Below are 17,223 nucleotides of genomic sequence, written 5' to 3'. Positions count from 1 at the left end.
CCGACACCCGCTTAGGTGACTGGTAAAACCCTGATTCACCCCGCATTCTTGAATCCATGACTCATTCCGAGCCACTCGCCACCCCCCACCTCTCTCGCCGGAACATCGTTCTGGGCGCGAGCGCTCTGGCGGCGTCGGCGCTCCTGGCCGATATCTTCGGGCCGTTCCCCAGCGCGCCCGCGCGCGCAGCGGAACCGGAGTGGTACTTCCCCTTCATGACCCGCTACTCGATCCGCAGCGACTTCGGTCCTCGCGCATCGCCGTGCGCGGGCTGCAGCTCCTTCCACCGCGGTCTCGACTACTCACCCGGACGCAACACCCAGATATACGCGGCCGCTGCCGGCACGATCGTGTGGCGGCGGGACGACCTCAACTACGGACAGTTCGAGGCGAACAGCTTCGGCAATTGCCTCACGATCGACCACGGCGACGGATTCCAGACCGTTTACGCGCACCTGGAACGGGGCACGCTCGCCCCGCTCGGCGAGATCGCTGCCGGGGCACCGATCGCCCGCGTCGGCCACAACGGTTCCTCGACCGGGCCGCACCTCCACATCGAGGTCCGCCAGAACGGCGTCAGCATCGACCCGGAACCCAAGATCCAGCTCGCCCCGCTCGCTTCAGCTGTACCGGAACAGAGTGACCTCGAAAGGCTCGACATGATGATGATCACCTGCAACGCGGCGTACAAGAACGTCACGAAGCACTACACGGCCATCGTGGGCTTCAAGAGCCTGCACCACCTCACCGCCCTCGAGCGGGACAGCCTCATCAAGCACGGCAAGATGACGCAGCGCACGATGACGCCCGCGGAGTTCGAGGCGATCCTCACCGCGCTGCAGATCCCGATCACTGCGGCCGTCGCCGGTGCGAACTACGACGGCGGGAAGTAGCCGGATCGTCCCGTCGGGCTGAGCGACTCGTGCGGTCTGCTCACGTGCGGATCTCGGCACACCGCCTAGCGTGGTGGGATGACGACTCCCTTCTCCTCGCTCGAGGACTACATCGCTCTTCCCCGGGTCGAGTCCCTCGCCCTCTCGCCGGACGGCCGGAAGGCCGTTCTCACCGTTGCGACGCTGTCCACCGATCGCACCTCCTTCGACCGTGCGCTGTGGGAGATCGAGGCGGACGGCGAGGGAGTGCCGCGCCGTCTGACACGTTCCGCGAAAGGCGAGAGCGGGGCCGCATTCACAGGGTCGGGTGACGTGCTCTTCGTGTCGGGCCGCGCTGACGCCTCCGCCGCGGAGGCACCGGATGCACCGCAGCTGTGGCTGCTCCCGTCACGCGGAGGGGAAGCCCGGTGCCTGACGAGGCTCGCCGGCGGCGTCTCGTCGATCGCCGCGACGGCTCTCGACGGTGAGACCGTCGTGATCTCGGCCGATCTGCTGCCTTCGTCCCGCTCCATCGAGGAGGACGCCGCCGCGCGGAAGCGGCGGACCGACGCCTCCATCACGGCGGTGTTCCACGAAAGCTATCCCGTCCGGTACTGGGACCACGACCTGGGACCGGGCGTTCCCCATCTGCTCGCCCTCGAGACGCCTGGTGGCGACGAGCTGCCGGAAGTACGCGACTCGGTGGAGACCGGCCGATCCGCGGACGAGAGCCGCGGGGTGTACCCCTCGCACCTCACCAGCCCACGTGACCTGACTCCCACGCCCCGACGGTCGGCCGACACCGCCGGCCAGGCTCTGACGCCCGACGGCCGAACACTCATCGCCTCTCTCCGCGTCGCCGAGAAGCGGTCGGGCCGCTTCGTCCTCGTGGCCATCGACGTCGCGAGCGGGGAGCGCACGTCGCTCTTCGACGAACCCGGTGTCCACGTCGAGTCGCCGGTCATCAGCCGCGACGGAAGGCGGCTCGCCTTCCTCCGCGCACCGTTCCACACCGCTGACGCTCCCGCGGACCAGGAGATCTGGGTCGCCGACATCGACGGAGGCGACGCGCGCCGCATCGCGACGGACTGGGATCGGTGGCCCTCGTCCCTCGTCTTCGACCGGGACGGCACGAACATCATCGCGACCGCCGACCACGACGGACGCGGCCCCATCTTCCGCCTGCCGCTCGACGGCTCCGCTCCGGAGCAGCTCACGACGGACGACTTCGCGTACACCCACGTCGCCGTCGACGCGTCGTCCGGTGACCTCGTCGCGCTGCGCTCCTCCTGGACCCGCCCGCCACACCCCGTCCGCGTCCGCGCCGATGGCGAGGTGTTCCTCCTCGCGACGCCCGCTGGCGCTCCGGCACCGCTGGGTTCCATCACCGAGGTCGCGACGACCGCGGACGACGGAGCGCGCGTCCGTGGATGGCTCCTCCTCCCCGACGGGGCGTCGGCGGAGACGCCGGCACCGCTTCTCCTGTGGATCCACGGGGGACCCCTCAACAGCTGGAACGCGTGGAGCTGGCGGTGGAACCCGCAGCTCGCCCTCGCCAAGGGCTACGCCGTCCTGCTGCCGGACCCGGCCCTGTCCACCGGCTACGGCCTCGACTTCATCGCGCGCGGGTGGAACGCGTGGGGAGCCGCGCCGTACACGGATCTCCTGGCGATCACAGACGAGGCCGTGCGACGCGACGACATCGACGAGGACCGGACGGCCGCGATGGGCGGGTCGTTCGGTGGCTACATGGCCAACTGGGTGGCGGGTCACACCGACCGCTTCCGCGCCATCGTGAGCCATGCGAGCCTCTGGGCGCTCGACCAGTTCATCGGAACCACCGACAACTCCGAGTTCTGGCAGACCGTCTTCACACCCAGAGGGCTGACGGAGAACTCGCCTCATCACTTCGTGCGCGACATCGTGACACCCCTGCTCGTCGTCCACGGAGACCGTGACTATCGTGTCCCCGTCGGGGAGAGCCTGCGGTTGTGGTCGGAGCTCGCCGAACACCACGCCGACGACGACGGCACGACGCCGCACCGGTTCCTCCTCTTCCCCGACGAGAATCACTGGGTTCTGAAGCCACAGCATGCTGTCGTCTGGTACGAGACGGTATTCGCCTTCCTCGACCAGCACGTCCACGATCGCGCCTGGAGCAGACCGGCGCAGCTCGGTTGACCGGCATCGAACACGGGGGCATGGGAGGATCGAGACATGACGATCGCGCACCCGCCCGCCCTCTCGTGAACACGTCCGGAGCCGCGGCGACGGCATCGCGTGGGTCGGCCACACGGCGGTGGACCGCCGTCGTCGTGGTCTCGGCGATGGCGGTCGTGCTGCTCGCCTCCGTGGCTCGCGCCCTCATGACGGAGCCGCTCGGTGGCAACGATGAGACGGCTCATCTCGATTACGCCTACCAGGTGTGGCTCGGCCGGCTCCCGGTCTTCGAGGACGGAGTGGTCCTCACTCCCGGCTTCGGATCGTCACCGCCCGTTCAATGGGTCGCGCAGCACCCACCGCTTTTCTACGTCCTGCTGGCGCCGATCGTGGGGCCGCTCGTCGACGGGCAGCACATGTTCGCCGCGGTGATCGCCGCCCGTTTCGCGAACGCCCTCGTGGCGGCCGCGACCGTCCTCGCCGTGTGGTGGGCCGTCCGCCAATGCTGGCCGGACGCTCGACGCCTCGCCGCCGCCGCAGCGGTCGTGACGTCGCTCACCGGGATGATCATCCTCGTCGGCGGCGCCGTCTACAACGATCTCCTCGCCAGCACGTTCTCCGCTCTCGCCCTCGGATTGGCTGCTCGGATGCTTCGCGGGGGAATCAGCTGGGGCACTGCGGCGGCGGCCGTCCTCGTGGCGGTCGGCGGGATGTCGACGCGCCTCTCGCTCGCCGTCTTCGTCGGTGTGATGGTGGTCGCCGCCCTCCTGTCCGCTCGGCGCGGAGAGTCGACGCCTCGTGCATGGGCGATGAGGATCGGCACCGCGTTCGCTCTCGTCGTCGCACCCGTCGCCGCCATCGGGTGGTTCTATCTCCGCAACGTCCGTCTCACGGGTGGGATCACCGGCGGCCACCCCGACTGGGCCGCTGAGAACCTCGGGCGCGTCGACCGTTCCGCCGTGGAGGTCGTGAGCGACACGCGATTCTGGTCCGGTCTCTTCTCGATCTTCCGGATCGATTCGCCGGCCGACGGCTACGCGCCCTGGCTCCTCCTCCTCATCCCGATCGGTTCTGCCGTCGTCGCGGCGATCGTCTGGGCGGTTCGCGGGCGGAGGAGTCCGGTGTCTCGCGCATCGGTCCTGGTCGGGGTGATGGTCGTCGGGGTGACGGTCGTCGTCGTCGCGATGCAGATCAGCTACGTCACGACGGGAGGAGCGGCGAACACGCGGTATGCGTTACCGCTCATCGCGCTGCTCGCGGCGGCCGTCGCCGTCGGGCTCACGGCGTGGAGGCGGCTCGCCCCTGTCCTCCTCAGCCTCTGGGCCGTCGGCGCCGCCGCGACGTACACGGCCTCGTTCTCCGTTCCCCTGCCGATCACGACATCCCCGTGGGCCGAGGGGATGAAGTGGGCGGCATACGCCCTGTCGCTCGCGGCTCTCGCCGTGTGCCTCGTCGGTTTCGCGCGGCTGAGCGCCCGTCGCGACGCAGAGGTGTCGACGGTCGCATGACCGTCCACCTGCACCTCGAAACCGTGCTGCCCGTGGGCGCCGACACGGCCTTCGATCTCGCACGCGATCTCGACGCGCACCTCGACTCGATGCGCTCATCCGGCGAACGGATCGTCGGCGGCCGCGGCGGCGGGCGCATCGAGGAGGGCGAGCACGTCGCCTGGCGGGCTCGACACCTCGGACTGCCCTTCACCCTCGTGTCGCGCATCACGGAGTTCGAGAGACCGACCATCTTCGTCGACGAGGAGATCGCCGGACCATTCCGACGGTTGCGGCACGAGCATCGCTTCTCCGCCCATGGTGACGGTTGCCTCATGACCGACGACATCGTGTTCGACGCGCCGTTCGGGTTCGTGGGCCGAATCTCCGAGAGGCTCGTCCTGGAGCACTACATGCGCGAGCTCATCGTCTCGCGCAACCGGCATCTCGTGATCGCGGCTCGACGGATCGCTGCGGACGTCACAGACCCTCGGTGAGGGCGGCCGCGAGACGCGGGTCGAGACCGGGCATCTCCTCGACGGATGCCCCGAGCGCCGCGATCGCCCGGCTGTAGTAGTTCCGTGCGGCCGCAGCGAGGGCGATGTCGACGATCTCGCGGTCGGAGAAGCCGTGCCGCCGGAGCGTCTCACCATCGGCGTCGGTCATGCCGGCTGCGTCGCGGCTGACCTTCTCGGCGAAGTCCATCATCGCCACCTCCGCATCGGTGAGGCCGGCATCCCGGTGATCCCGAGCGATCCGTTCCAGCTGTCCGGCCTCGAAGAGCGACAGTGATCTCCGCCCGTGGGCGAGACGGCACAGCGCCGAACCGGCCCCCTTGGCCGCGGCGAGCGTCACGAGTTCGTAGCGCCGGAGGCCCAGGGGCCGCGCGACAGCACGGGCCAGGTCCTCCCACGCCGCGAAGGCATCCAGGTTCATCGCCATGAGTCTCGTGTGCTCGGCCACGTACCCGAGGTCGTCCCGATCGGAGGCGTAGATCTCGGCGGTCGTGCCGCTGACCTCGTCGTCCGTCGGCGTCGTGATGATGGTCATGGCTGCACCGCCCGTCGCTCGTGATGAGGTCATGCTGCCACCATCCCGGCGCGCCGGGAAGAGCCGAACGGGAGCGACGGTCGGCCTCACAGGAAGCGCAGCGACTGCCCGTGGTGACCGGTGAGGGCGAGGGGGCGACCATCGCGACGGAGGACGAAGTGTCCGCGCGGGTCGACCCCGGCCGGCAACGGTGCGGTCAGCTCGGCGAGGGCTGAGTCGCTCTCGTTCGCGAGCCACACCGCGGGCAGTGAACGAACGACGTCGACGAAGGCGCCGCGCCGCTCCGGCGTCAGATAGAGGAGCACGGCGCTGTGGATGACCACGAGCGTCGCGTCGTCCGGCGCTGAGGCTGCGAGGGCGGGAAGCTCGTCGACGAGGTCCCCGCGGACGACGAGGGGCGGGTCCGACCGGACGACCGCTGCGGCGGCCTCGATCCGCTCGACGCGACCCTCCTGCCCCGGCCAGACGAGGGTCTGGAGCCAGCGCACCTGCTCGGGGTCGTCGACGTCGATGGGGTTCAGGTCGACTCCCGCGCGCCAGACCACGTCGGGGAGGCGCGTCGGTAGCGGCGTCGGACCGGAGACGGCGCAATCGATCACGACGGGGGAGCCGTCGTGGCCGCGCGAGACGGGAGGACTGAGCTCGGCGACCGTGTCCCCGACCTGGTACCGGTACGCGTATCGGTCGGGATAGAGGCAGAATCCCGCCGACATCCCCACTTCGATGAGGGCGATCGGTCCATCGATGGAGGCGAGTTCCGGGAGGAGGGTCGCGCACCGGGCGGCCTCGTTGGTCTGCGTGGATCGCGCGAGGATCGTGGGGACGATCTTCTCCCAGTGCTGGAGCATCCAGTCTCCGGCGGCGGGGAAGGGATCGAGCGGGCACCCCTCCCAGCGTGCCGACGCGAAGACGAGGTTCGCCTGGCGCTTGATCCGAGGCAGCGCGGCGATCCGTTCGAGGAGCGGGGGAGAGGAGGCGACTCCGCGCGCCCAGTCGGCGAAGAGCGGGGAGACGGGGTCCGCCTCGTTCTCGGCGAAGCGACGGTAGTGGTCGGCGACGACGGCACGTGCGTCGTCGGTGTTGTCATCGGACACGAACGGCCTCCTCGTCCCTGGTGGACGACTCAACGTTACGCCGGAGCGCGAGATCCGCCTCAGGAGCGGATCGAACGCAGAGCCGCGACGGAGTGCGCCACGGACTCCGCGACGCCCGCGAGTTCGGCCGGGGTCGTGCCGTGCACCCAGGTGAAGCGGACGGCGGAACGGGCCACGTCATCGGCGAGGCCCATCGCGAGAAGGACGTGGGAGGTCTCCGTGCGCCCGGCCGCGCACGCCGAGCCGCTCGAGGACAGGACCCCTCGCCGCTCGAGCTCGAGCAGGATCGTCTCGCCGTTGACGCCGGGGAACACGAAAGAGGCGTTGCGCGGCAGCCGCTCCGTCGTGTGACCGGTGAGGACCGCGGTCGGGACGGCCGAGCGGACGGCCGAGACGAACGCATCGCGTTCCACAGCGGCCGAGACCGCCGATGTCTGCTCCGCCTCGGCGAACTCGAGCGCCGTCGCGAGGGCGACGGCTCCTGCCACCGACTCGGTACCGGAGCGGCGCCCGCGCTCCTGACCGCCGCCGTGGACGAGCGGTTCGATCTCGTGGCGTCCACCCAGGACGAGGGCGCCCGTGCCCTTCGGAGCCCCGAGCTTGTGGCCGGAGAACGTCAGCGCGTCGACGCCCAGTTCGCCGATCCGCGTGTCGAGCTGGCCGACGGACTGGACGGCATCCGTGTGTACGAGGGCACCCACGGCGTGGGCGCGCTCCGCGATCTCCCAGACGGGCTGGACCGTGCCGACCTCGTTGTTGGCGTGCATCACGCTCACGAGGGTGGTGTCGGGACGGAGAAGGGAGGCGACAGCCTCGGGGTCCACGCGCCCGTCGTGGTCGACGGGCGCGATCGACACCTCGAATCCGTGGAGCCGGGCGAGATAGTCGGCCGAGCGCAGGACCGCCTCATGCTCGATCGCGCTCACGATGAGATGACGTCCGCGCGGCGTCGCGAGGGCGAGGCCCTTGACGGCGAGGTTGTCCGCCTCGGTCCCGCCGGCGGTGAAGACGACATTCGTCGCTCTGACCTCGAAGGCCCGGGCGACCCGGCGTCTGGCGTCCTCGAGTGCCGTCGCGGCGGCCTCACCGACGGCGTGCACGCTCGACGGGTTGCCGAATTCCGTCGTGAGGTACGGCCACATCGCCTGGAGGACCTCCCGCCGAACGGGAGCGGTCGCCGCCGCGTCGAGGTAGATCACGGCGTCCAGGTCTCGACGGCCTCACCGAGCGCGTCGTGAGGGGAGATGCGCACGTCCAATCCGAGATCGAGCGCCCGAGCACTGTGCGTCAACGCTCCGACCGACACGACGTCGACCCCCGTCTCGGCGATGGCGCGCACGGTCTCGAGCGATACCGTCCCGCTCGCCTCGGCGACGGCCCGCCCGTCGATGAGGGACACTCCGCGCCTGAGGTCGTCGAGGGTGAAATTGTCGAGCATCACCGTGTCGGCCCCTCCGGCGAGCACCTCCTCGATCTGGTCGAGTCGATCCACCTCGACCTCCACATGGGTCGTGTGGGGGAGTCGCGCACGCAGCGCCCGGAGAGCGCCGGAGACGGACTCGCCTCCGTTCGTGACGACGGCGAGGTGGTTGTCCTTCACCATCACGGCGTCCGAGAGGGAATAGCGATGGTTGTGCCCGCCTCCGCTCACGACGGCGTGCTTCTCGAAAGCGCGGAGACCCGGGGTGGTCTTCCGTGTGTCCGCGATGCGCGTCGAGGTCCCCCGGACGGCGTCCACGAATCGGGAGGTGAGCGTCGCCGTTCCGCTCATCCGCTGCACGAAGTTGAGCGCGACGCGCTCCGATTGGAGCACCGACCGCGCGGACCCGGCGACGCGCGCGAGCTCGTCGCCCGGGGCGAAGCGGGTGCCATCCGGCACCAGATCGGTGACCCGGACGTCGCGGTCGAGGAGCTCGAAAGCCGCTCGGAACACCTCACCACCACTGAAGGTGCCGTGCTCGCGCGACACCAGGAGCGCCTCTGCCCTGGCGGTCGGCCCGAAGAGGGCCGTGGACGTCAGGTCGCCCCACGGGGCGTCCTCCACGAGGGCCGCACGCACCGCCGATTCGATCTCGAAGCGCGTCAGCACGCGATCGCCTCCCTTCTCGCCGGTTCGACATCCGCGGCCGTCCTCTCAGCAGACGGGGACTCGCCGCGGAGGAACTGAGGACGGGCCAGTGACGGGTCGGTGTCCGGGTGATCCGCCCGGGCGTGGGCTCCACGCGATTCCCGTCGCAGCAGGGCGGCTCCCGCGACGAGCGCCGCGACGGTGACCTCGTCGCGATCTCCTCCGGAAGCGGCCGATGCCGATACGTGCTGCAGGGCTCGCTGCAATCCGCTCTCGGAGCGCACCAGCCCGACCTCGTCCCACAGCAGCTCCCCGAGGGAGAGGGGCTGCTCGTCCCGGAAGGACGTCCCCGCGATGGGAACGGCGACGCCGATCACGCTCCCATCCGCGACGGCGAAGGGCTCCCGATCGCGCGCCGACAGCGCACGCGCCACACGAGCCCCGAAGACCGCGCCTTCCATGAGGGAATTCGACGCGAGACGGTTGGCCCCGTGCACCCCGGTACGCGCGACCTCTCCGACCGCGAAGAGTCCTGGCACACTCGTGCGTCCGTCGAGGTCGGTCGCGACACCGCCCATCGTGTAGTGCGCGGCCGGGGTCACGGGGATCGGCTCGGTGTTCCAGTCGTAGCCTGCTTCGCGCGTGCGGCGAGCGATGCTCGGGAACCGTGCGTCGAGCCCCGGGCCGTCGAGCCCCTGGCCGTCGATCGCGGTGGCGTCGAGGACGACGGGTCGTCCACCCTGCCCGCGCATCTCACGGGCGATCGCGCGCGCGACGACATCGCGCGGAGCGAGTTCCGCATCCGGATGGACGGCGAGCATGAAGCGTTCGCCGCGCTCGTTGCGGAGCACGGCGCCCTCCCCGCGCACGGCCTCGGAGACGAGGAACGAACTCGACGCCGCGAGCACCGTCGGGTGGAACTGGACGAACTCGAGGTCGGCGAGCAACGCGCCCGCGCGAGCGGCTACGGCGATCCCCGATCCGGTCGCACTCCGCGGATTCGACGTGTGGGCGTAGAGACCGGCGAAACCGCCCGTCGCGAGGACCACGGCGTCGGCATCGATGCGGTTCGCGCCGGTCGGGCTCGTGAGCGAGACCCCGCGGACAGCGCCGTCACGCACGATCAGATCGATCAGTCGTGTGTACTCGAGGATGGTGTCGACGCGCGACCGTGCGGCCTCGACGAGGACCCGTTCGATCGCAGCGCCCGTCGCATCCCCGCCCGAATGCAGCACTCGGGGCGCCGAGTGCGCCGCTTCGAGGGCTCGCGCGAGGACTCCGCCCGAACGGTCGAACGGCACCCCCAGAGCGATCAGTTCGTGCAGACGATCCGGGGCCTCAGTGCAGAGCACCCGGACGGCGTCCTCGGCGCACAGCCCAGCCCCGGCGAGCAGGGTGTCGCGGATGTGCGAGTCGACCGAGTCGGCCGGAGGGGAGGCGTCGGAGTCCTCGGACAGGACACCGGCGATGCCTCCTTGCGCCCACGCCGTGTTGGCGGCGTCGATCCTGCCTCCCGTGACGAGGATCACCTCGTGATCCGCAGACGCATGGAGAGCCGTGGTGAGTCCCGCGATCCCGGAGCCGACGACGACGACGCGCATGTCAGGCGCTCGCAACGGGCGGTCGAGCGGCGAGCATGCGTTCGAGAGCGATACGTGCCGGGACGGCGACGTCGTCGCCGACGGTGATGCGGTTGACGACGCGACCGTCCACGAGCTCGTCGAGCACCCATGCGAGGTATCCCGGGTGGATGCGGTACATCGTGGAGCAGGGGCAGATCACGTCGTCGAGGCAGAAGATCGTGTGCTGGGGGTACTGCGCCGCGAGTCGCTGCACGAGGTTGATCTCGGTGCCGATCGCGAACGTCGTCCCCGCCGGGGCCGCCGCGATGGCCTTCGCGATGTAATCCGTCGATCCGCTCTCGTCCGCGGCGTCGACCACGGGCATGGGGCACTCGGGGTGCACGATCACACGCACACCGGGGTGGGCCGCGCGCGCACGATCGATCTGGTCCACCGTGAACCGACGGTGGACGGAGCAGAAGCCGTGCCAGAGGATGACTCGTGCGTCCGCGAGTGCGCTCTCGTCGTTGCCCCCGAGGGGGCGGTTGGGGTTCCAGAGCGGCATCGACTCGACGGGCACGCCCATCGCCTTGGCCGTGTTGCGTCCGAGGTGCTGGTCGGGGAAGAAGAGGACCCGCTGACCGCGTTCGAAGGCCCACTCGAGCACGGTCCGCGCGTTCGACGAGGTGCAGACGATACCGCCGTTGCGGCCGCAGAAGCCCTTGAGCGCCGCCGAGGAGTTCATGTACGTGACGGGGATGACCGGCACCCGGCCGTCGGCGTCCGGCTCCGTGCCGTACAGCGCGGCGAGTTCCTCCCAGCACTCCTCGACCTGATCGATGTCCGCCATGTCGGCCATGGAGCACCCGGCCGCGAGGTTCGGCAGGATCACGGCCTGGTCGGGGGAGGAGAGCATGTCGGCCGTCTCCGCCATGAAATGCACGCCGCAGAAGACGATGGCCTCGGCGTCCGTCCGCCCCTTCGCCGCACCGGCCAGCTGGAACGAGTCGCCGATGTAGTCGGCATACTGCACGACTTCATCGCGCTGGTAGAAGTGTCCGAGGATCACGAGGCGCTCGCCGAGGAGGTCCTTCGCGGAGCGGATGCGACGGTCGAGTTCCGCGGGCTCGGCGTCCCGGTAGAACGCCGGCAGCTGTCCTTGCCGCGGCGTCCCGGTGGGGATGACGTCTCCGAGGGACGCACCCGGGCCGTAGCCGGGCGGCTGCAGATCGAAGGTCCACGGAGCCTGGACGAGGTCCGGGCTGCAGGTCGATCCCTGAGCTGTGCCGTTCGAGATGTCGCGGATGGCGAGGTCGACGGATGCTGTCGTTGTCATGGCTGCTCCCCGATCGGGATAGGAGGTGTCGAGAGACGAGGGGTGGGTCGAGGCGAATCCGGTGTCACGGGGTACGGGGATGCGCGGGATTCGTCGGCGGCGTACCGGTAGAGCCGCGCCGGACGATGGGCGCCCGAGCGGCGTGAGTCGCCGGTTGCTTCCAGCCGACCGTGCGCATCGACCTGGCGCCGGAAGTTCGCAGGGTCGAGTCGGCGCTGGAGCACGGCTTCGTGCACCGTCCGCAGTTCGGAGAGGGTGAAGGTCTCCCCGAGGAGGGCGCGAGCGATGTCGCTGTACTCCACCTTCGTCCGCAGCCGCCACAGCGCGTAGTCGACGATCGCGTTGTGGTCGAAGGCGAGGCGGGGGAGCCGATCGGCCGGGAACCAGCGCACGTTCTGGCCCACGTGAGCGCGCTTCGCCTCGGCCCCGTCGACGAGGGCCCAGTAGACGATCGAGACCACGCGGTCCCCGGGCGAACGATCGACGTCGCCGAACGCGTAGAGCTGTTCGAGGTATCTCGGCGTGAGGCCGGTGGTCTCGGAGAGGGATCGGGCCGCGGCCTCGGCGAGACCCTCGTGGGAGGCGAGCGGACCGCCGGGAAGCGCCCATCGACCGTCGTGGGGTTCCCGGATCCGGCGCACGAGTGGCAGCCAGATCGTGGGATCCTCACTGTCTGATCCCACTCCGTCGTCGCTCCGGAGCGCGAAGATGACCGTCGACACCGCGAGGGTCACGGGGCCGGCAGGATCCTGCTCGCCGTTCGCGGCCACGGTGTCTCCTTCGGGTCGCATCGACTCTAACACCCCGCACCCACATAAGGTGCAGCAGACTATAAGAACGTCTCGTTTCGAGATCGCGGTCTCCGGGCCGATCGCCGATAGGCTGGGCGCACAATCGAACAACGGGCCGCATACGCGATGCGGGAGAGCCGGGCACGCCCGGCACCGAAGGAGCAAGCCTCCCCGCCAATCTCTCAGGTTCTGTACCGCATCGAACTGGCCACTCTGGAAAGTGGACGCTCCATCCGACCCTCGGGTCGTGGGTGTCCCGCCGACGGTGAAAGCTCCGCGATGCGCGGCGTGAAACTCTCAGGCCGATGACAGAGGGGGAGTTCCCGACCAGGCGCACAGCGCCCTCGTCGTGGGCCGGGGCGTACAGCCCCTCCTGCGGCGATCGATCCAGGAGAACTCGTGTCAGTCACCCCCGATTCTGCCCAACCACCCCGACTCAGCCCGTTGAACGACATCCACGTCGCCCTCGGCGCCGCTTTCACCGACTTCGCCGGATGGGCCATGCCCGTCAAATATTCGAGCGACCTCGCCGAGCATCACGCCGTGCGCACGGCTGCCGGGATCTTCGACATCTCCCACATGGGCGAGATCTCCGTCCGCGGGCCTGAGGCCGGCGCCTTTCTCGACGCGACGCTCGCCGGACGGCTGTCCGTCCTCCAGCTCATGCAGGCGAAGTACACGCTCCTCCTCAACGACCGCGGCGGCATCGTCGACGACCTCATCGTCTACCGCAACGGCGACGACGAATACCTCGTCGTCGCGAACGCATCGAACCGCGCTGTCGTCGCTCAGACTCTCATTGACGCGGCACCGGGCTTCGACGTCGCGGTCGACGACGTCAGCGACGGCATCGCGCTCATCGCCGTCCAGGGTCCGAACGCCCAGGCGATCGTCGAACGGACGCCCGGTCTCGAGATCGTCGACGGTCAGGCCACTCTTGCGGACGTCCGTTACTACCGGGCGACGGCCGCGACCTTCGCCGAGCGTGACGTCTTCATCGGTCGGACCGGCTACACGGGCGAGGACGGCTTCGAGTTGTACGTCGACGTGCGCGATGCCGCGGCCCTCTGGTCGGCGATCACGGTGGCGGGTGCGCCGCTCGGTCTCGTGCCGGCCGGGCTCGCGTGTCGTGACACGCTCCGCCTCGAGGCGGGTATGCCGCTCTACGGTCACGAGCTCGGCGAGGACGCCCTGCCCGTCCAGGCCGGACTCGGTCGTGTCGTCGCCCTCGCGAAGGACGGCGACTTCCGCGGACGCGCGGCGGTCGAGGCCGGACCGGTGGACGGCGCACGCCTTCTCGTCGGCCTCGCGGCCGAGGGCCGTCGCGCCGGTCGCGCCGGCTACGCCGTGCTCGACGAGAGCGGCGTAGCGGTCGGCGAGATCACGAGCGGCGCGCTCTCGCCGACCCTCGGCCACCCGATCGCCCTCGCCTACGTCGACCCGGCATCCGCCGCGATCGGAACGACCCTCGCCATCGACGTGCGCGGGTCGCGCATCCCCGCCACCGTGACACCCCTCCCGTTCTACTCCCGGAAGAAAGAAGCCACAGCATGACCGACCTGAACGCCCTCCAGTACACCGCCGAGCACGAGTGGATCGCCGTGGACGGCGACATCGCGACGGTCGGGATCACGGACTTCGCCGCCGACAAGCTGGGAGACGTCGTCTTCGTCGAGCTGCCCGAGGTGGGTGGAGAGGTCACCGGCGGCACGGTCGTCGGCGAGATCGAGTCGACGAAGTCGGTCGGGGAGCTCTACGCCCCCGTCGACGGCGAGGTCGTCGAGGCGAACCAGGCCGTCGTCGACGACCCGTCGCTCGTCAACAGCGACCCGTTCGGTGACGGCTGGCTCGTGAAGGTGCGCTTCAGCGCGCTTCCCGACGGCCTCCTGGGTCGCGACGACTACACCGCGCTGGTCGGCGAGTGATGGCGGAGCTCTTCTCCGACCGACACATCGGCACGACCCCGGTGACCCAGCGGGCGATGCTCGACGCCGTCGGCTACGAGAGCGTCGACGCGCTCATGGACGCGGCCGTCCCCGGCACCATCCGTCAGCTCGAGATCGGACACTCGGTCATCCCTGCGGCGGTCGACGAGCGCGGCGCGCTCGCGGAGCTCCGCGGACTCGCGGCGCGCAACTCCGTCAACCGCTCGCTCATCGGCCTCGGATACTCCGGGACGGTCACGCCGTCGGTCATCACGCGCAACGTCCTCGAGAACCCGTCGTGGTACACGGCCTACACCCCCTACCAGCCCGAGATCTCGCAGGGGCGCCTCGAGGCGCTCATCAACTTCCAGACGATGGTCACGGACCTCACCGGTCTCCACACCGCGAACGCGTCGATGCTCGACGAGGGGACGGCCGTCGTCGAGGGCATGCTCCTCGCGCGCCGTGCGTCGAAGGCCAAGACGAACGTGTTCCTCATGGACTCCGACGCCCTGCCGCAGACGAAAGCGCTCCTGCTCGGCCGCGCCGAGCCCGTGGGCATCGAGATCGTCGAGGTGGACTTCCGCGCTGAGCAGAAACTGCCCGAGGCGTTCGGCGTCTTCGTCCAGTACCCGGGCGCATCCGGACGCGTCTGGGACCCGAGCGAGGTCGTCGCCGCCGTCCAGTCGGGCGGAGGGCTCGCGGTCGTCGCCGCGGATCTCCTCGCCCTCGCGCTCGTGCGATCGCCGGGGGAGCTCGGCGCGGACATCGCGGTCGGCACCACGCAGCGTTTCGGTGTCCCGCTCGGCTTCGGCGGACCGCACGCCGGCTACCTCGCGGTGCGTTCAGGGCTCGAGCGCCAGATGCCCGGCCGCCTCGTGGGCGTCAGCCAGGACGCCGCGGGTCATCCCGCGTATCGCCTGACGCTGCAGACCCGTGAGCAGCACATCCGCCGGGAGAAGGCCACGTCCAACATCTGCACGGCGCAAGTGCTCCTCGCGGTCATGGCCTCGATGTATGCGGTCTACCACGGCCCAGAGGGCATCAGGCGCATCGCGCAGGAGGTCGCGGATCATGCGGCCTCTCTCGCGGATGCGCTCGAGGCCGCCGGCGTCGAGCTCGCCGAGACGTCGTTCTTCGACACGATCCGTGCCGTCGTGCCCGGACGGGCCGCGGAGGTCGTGGCCGCCGCACACGAACGCGGCCTGCTCCTCTGGCTGGTCGACGAGGACACCGTGCACATCGCGGTCGACGAGACGACCGAGCAGGCGGACCTCGACCTCGTCTCCTCGCTCCTCGGCGGTTCAGCCACGACGGGCGCGCCGGGCTCCCGTCTGCCGTCGGACCTCGTCAGGACGAGCGAGTACCTGACCCACGAGGTCTTCAACACGCACCGTTCCGAGACGGCGATGATGCGCTACCTCAAGCAGCTCGCCGACCGGGACTACGCGCTCGATCGCGGCATGATCCCGCTCGGTTCGTGCACGATGAAGCTCAACGCCGCGACCGAGATGGAAGCGGTCACGTGGCCCGAGTTCGCTGCGCTCCACCCGTTCGCCCCGGAGGCCGACGTGGAGGGTTCGCTCGAACTCGTCGACCAGCTCGAGCGCTGGCTCGCCGAAGTGACGGGCTACGACTCGGTCTCGCTGCAGCCCAACGCGGGCAGCCAGGGGGAGCTCGCCGGTCTCCTCGCGATCCGCGGGTACCACCGTTCACGCGGCGACGACGAGCGCACCGTGTGCCTGATCCCGCAGAGTGCACACGGCACGAACGCGGCGTCCGCGGTGCTCGCCGGCATGAAGGTCGTCGTCGTGGCCTGTGACGAGCACGGGAACGTCGACCTCGACGACCTGCACACCAAGATCGAGACGCACGCCGAGTCCCTCGCGGCGCTCATGATCACGTACCCGTCGACCCACGGTGTCTACGAGCACGAGGTCACGGCGATCACGGACGCCGTGCACGCCGCCGGAGGCCAGGTCTACGTCGACGGAGCCAACCTCAACGCCCTCCTCGGTTTCGCGCGCTTCGGCGACTTCGGCGGCGACGTCTCGCACCTCAACCTGCACAAGACGTTCTGCATCCCGCACGGCGGCGGCGGACCGGGCGTCGGTCCGGTCGCGGCGAAGGCGCACCTCGCGCCGTTCCTGCCGGGTCATCCGCTCTCGCAGCGTCAGGAGCACGACGGAGTCGTGCACGGCGGCATTCCCGTCTCCGCGGCGCCGTACGGCAGCGCGAGCATCCTCCCCATCTCGTGGGCGTACGTCCGCATGATGGGCTCGGAGGGACTCAAGGCGGCCACCGCGGCCGCGGTCCTCGCCGCGAACTACGTCGCGGTCCGACTGCGGGATCACTTCCCGGTCCTCTACACGGGTGACGCCGGTCTGGTCGCCCACGAGTGCATCCTCGACCTCCGGCCGCTGCGCGAGGCGACCGGGGCGACCGTGGACGACGTGGCGAAGCGCCTCATCGACTACGGGTTCCACGCCCCGACGATGTCGTTCCCCGTCGCGGGCACGCTCATGGTCGAGCCGACGGAGAGCGAGGACCTCGCCGAGATCGACCGCTTCATCGACGCGATGATCGCCATCAAGGCAGAGGCCGACGCGGTCGGGGCAGGGGAGTGGCCGGCCGGCGACAACCCGCTCGTGAACGCGCCGCACACGGCGGAGAGCGTCGTGGACGACGGGTGGGAGCACGCCTACTCCCGCCAGAGCGCCGTCTACCCGGTGAAGAGTCTCGTGCGCACGAAGTACTGGCCCCCGGTGCGCCGGATCGACCAGGCGTTCGGTGACCGCAACCTCGTGTGCTCGTGCCCGCCGCCGGAGGCGTTCGCCTAGGAGCGCGGCAGTCGCGGCGGGGCCGACGCCCCGCCGCG

Annotated in this window: 14 protein-coding genes and 2 riboswitches; of the genes, 7 read left to right on the top strand and 7 right to left on the bottom strand. The window is 70.0% G+C overall.

Annotated elements, in window-relative coordinates:
- Window positions 1–56 precede the first annotated feature (56 nt).
- From CLV49_RS17885 to CLV49_RS17870, 4 genes are all read left to right on the top strand, one after another.
- On the top strand, window positions 57–893 hold the full coding sequence (locus CLV49_RS17885; RefSeq protein WP_106564750.1) for a M23 family metallopeptidase: 837 nt from the start codon (window positions 57–59) through the stop codon (window positions 891–893).
- 78 nt (window positions 894–971) lie between these two features.
- Window positions 972–3,053 (top strand): alpha/beta fold hydrolase, encoded by a 2,082-nt coding sequence (locus CLV49_RS17880; protein ID WP_106564749.1) that lies wholly within the window; start codon window positions 972–974, stop codon window positions 3,051–3,053.
- 65 nt (window positions 3,054–3,118) lie between these two features.
- Window positions 3,119–4,540, top strand: coding sequence for a hypothetical protein (locus CLV49_RS17875; RefSeq protein WP_127054209.1), 1,422 nt, complete (start codon window positions 3,119–3,121; stop codon window positions 4,538–4,540).
- Window positions 4,537–5,016 (top strand): SRPBCC family protein, encoded by a 480-nt coding sequence (locus tag CLV49_RS17870; RefSeq protein WP_106564747.1) that lies wholly within the window; start codon window positions 4,537–4,539, stop codon window positions 5,014–5,016. Before CLV49_RS17875 ends, CLV49_RS17870 begins: the two co-directional genes overlap by 4 nt.
- Here CLV49_RS17870 and CLV49_RS17865 read toward each other — a convergent pair.
- The 7 genes from CLV49_RS17865 to CLV49_RS17835 are packed head-to-tail and all read right to left on the bottom strand — an operon-like array spanning window position 5,000 to window position 12,420.
- Window positions 5,000–5,602 (bottom strand): carboxymuconolactone decarboxylase family protein, encoded by a 603-nt coding sequence (locus CLV49_RS17865; protein ID WP_243696501.1) that lies wholly within the window; start codon window positions 5,600–5,602, stop codon window positions 5,000–5,002. The genes CLV49_RS17870 and CLV49_RS17865 overlap by 17 nt on opposite strands.
- 53 nt (window positions 5,603–5,655) lie before the next feature.
- Window positions 5,656–6,663, bottom strand: a complete 1,008-nt coding sequence (locus tag CLV49_RS17860; protein ID WP_106564745.1) for a DUF2332 domain-containing protein — start codon at window positions 6,661–6,663, stop codon at window positions 5,656–5,658.
- A gap of 59 nt (window positions 6,664–6,722) precedes the next feature.
- On the bottom strand, window positions 6,723–7,862 hold the full coding sequence (locus CLV49_RS17855; protein WP_106564744.1) for a cysteine desulfurase family protein: 1,140 nt from the start codon (window positions 7,860–7,862) through the stop codon (window positions 6,723–6,725).
- Complete coding sequence (gene nadC, locus CLV49_RS17850) at window positions 7,859–8,752, bottom strand: carboxylating nicotinate-nucleotide diphosphorylase (RefSeq protein WP_106564743.1); 894 nt, start codon at window positions 8,750–8,752, stop codon at window positions 7,859–7,861. The genes CLV49_RS17855 and nadC overlap by 4 nt, the downstream gene beginning before the upstream one ends.
- The gene (gene nadB / locus CLV49_RS17845; RefSeq protein ID WP_106564742.1) at window positions 8,746–10,332 is read right to left on the bottom strand and encodes an L-aspartate oxidase; all 1,587 of its coding nucleotides are present in this window, start codon (window positions 10,330–10,332) and stop codon (window positions 8,746–8,748) included. Before nadB ends, nadC begins: the two co-directional genes overlap by 7 nt.
- Before the next feature lies 1 nt (window position 10,333).
- A complete protein-coding gene (gene nadA, locus CLV49_RS17840; RefSeq protein WP_106564741.1) occupies window positions 10,334–11,629 on the bottom strand; it encodes a quinolinate synthase NadA in 1,296 nt (431 codons plus the stop codon).
- Complete coding sequence (locus tag CLV49_RS17835; protein WP_106564740.1) at window positions 11,626–12,420, bottom strand: NUDIX hydrolase; 795 nt, start codon at window positions 12,418–12,420, stop codon at window positions 11,626–11,628. The genes nadA and CLV49_RS17835 overlap by 4 nt, the downstream gene beginning before the upstream one ends.
- Before the next feature lie 119 nt (window positions 12,421–12,539).
- Window positions 12,540–12,627, top strand: a riboswitch (glycine riboswitch).
- Window position 12,628: 1 nt separating this feature from the next.
- Window positions 12,629–12,739: riboswitch (glycine riboswitch) on the top strand.
- A gap of 125 nt (window positions 12,740–12,864) precedes the next feature.
- Between CLV49_RS17835 and gcvT the strand changes: the two genes are divergently transcribed.
- From gcvT to gcvP, 3 genes are read left to right on the top strand one after another with little or no spacing between them, the layout of a single operon-like run.
- Window positions 12,865–13,974 (top strand): glycine cleavage system aminomethyltransferase GcvT, encoded by a 1,110-nt coding sequence (gcvT, locus tag CLV49_RS17830; protein ID WP_243696502.1) that lies wholly within the window; start codon window positions 12,865–12,867, stop codon window positions 13,972–13,974.
- Window positions 13,971–14,345 carry a glycine cleavage system protein GcvH gene (gcvH, locus tag CLV49_RS17825; RefSeq protein ID WP_106564738.1) on the top strand — a complete coding sequence of 125 codons (375 nt, stop codon included), beginning with the start codon at window positions 13,971–13,973 and terminating at the stop codon, window positions 14,343–14,345. Before gcvT ends, gcvH begins: the two co-directional genes overlap by 4 nt.
- Complete coding sequence (gene gcvP, locus CLV49_RS17820; RefSeq protein ID WP_106564737.1) at window positions 14,345–17,185, top strand: aminomethyl-transferring glycine dehydrogenase; 2,841 nt, start codon at window positions 14,345–14,347, stop codon at window positions 17,183–17,185. Before gcvH ends, gcvP begins: the two co-directional genes overlap by 1 nt.
- Window positions 17,186–17,223 lie beyond the last annotated feature (38 nt).

Source organism: Labedella gwakjiensis (assembly GCF_003014675.1).
GTDB lineage: Bacteria > Actinomycetota > Actinomycetes > Actinomycetales > Microbacteriaceae > Labedella > Labedella gwakjiensis.
Note: the sequence above shows the minus strand (reverse complement) of the source record. Positions and strands in the feature narration are given on the sequence as shown.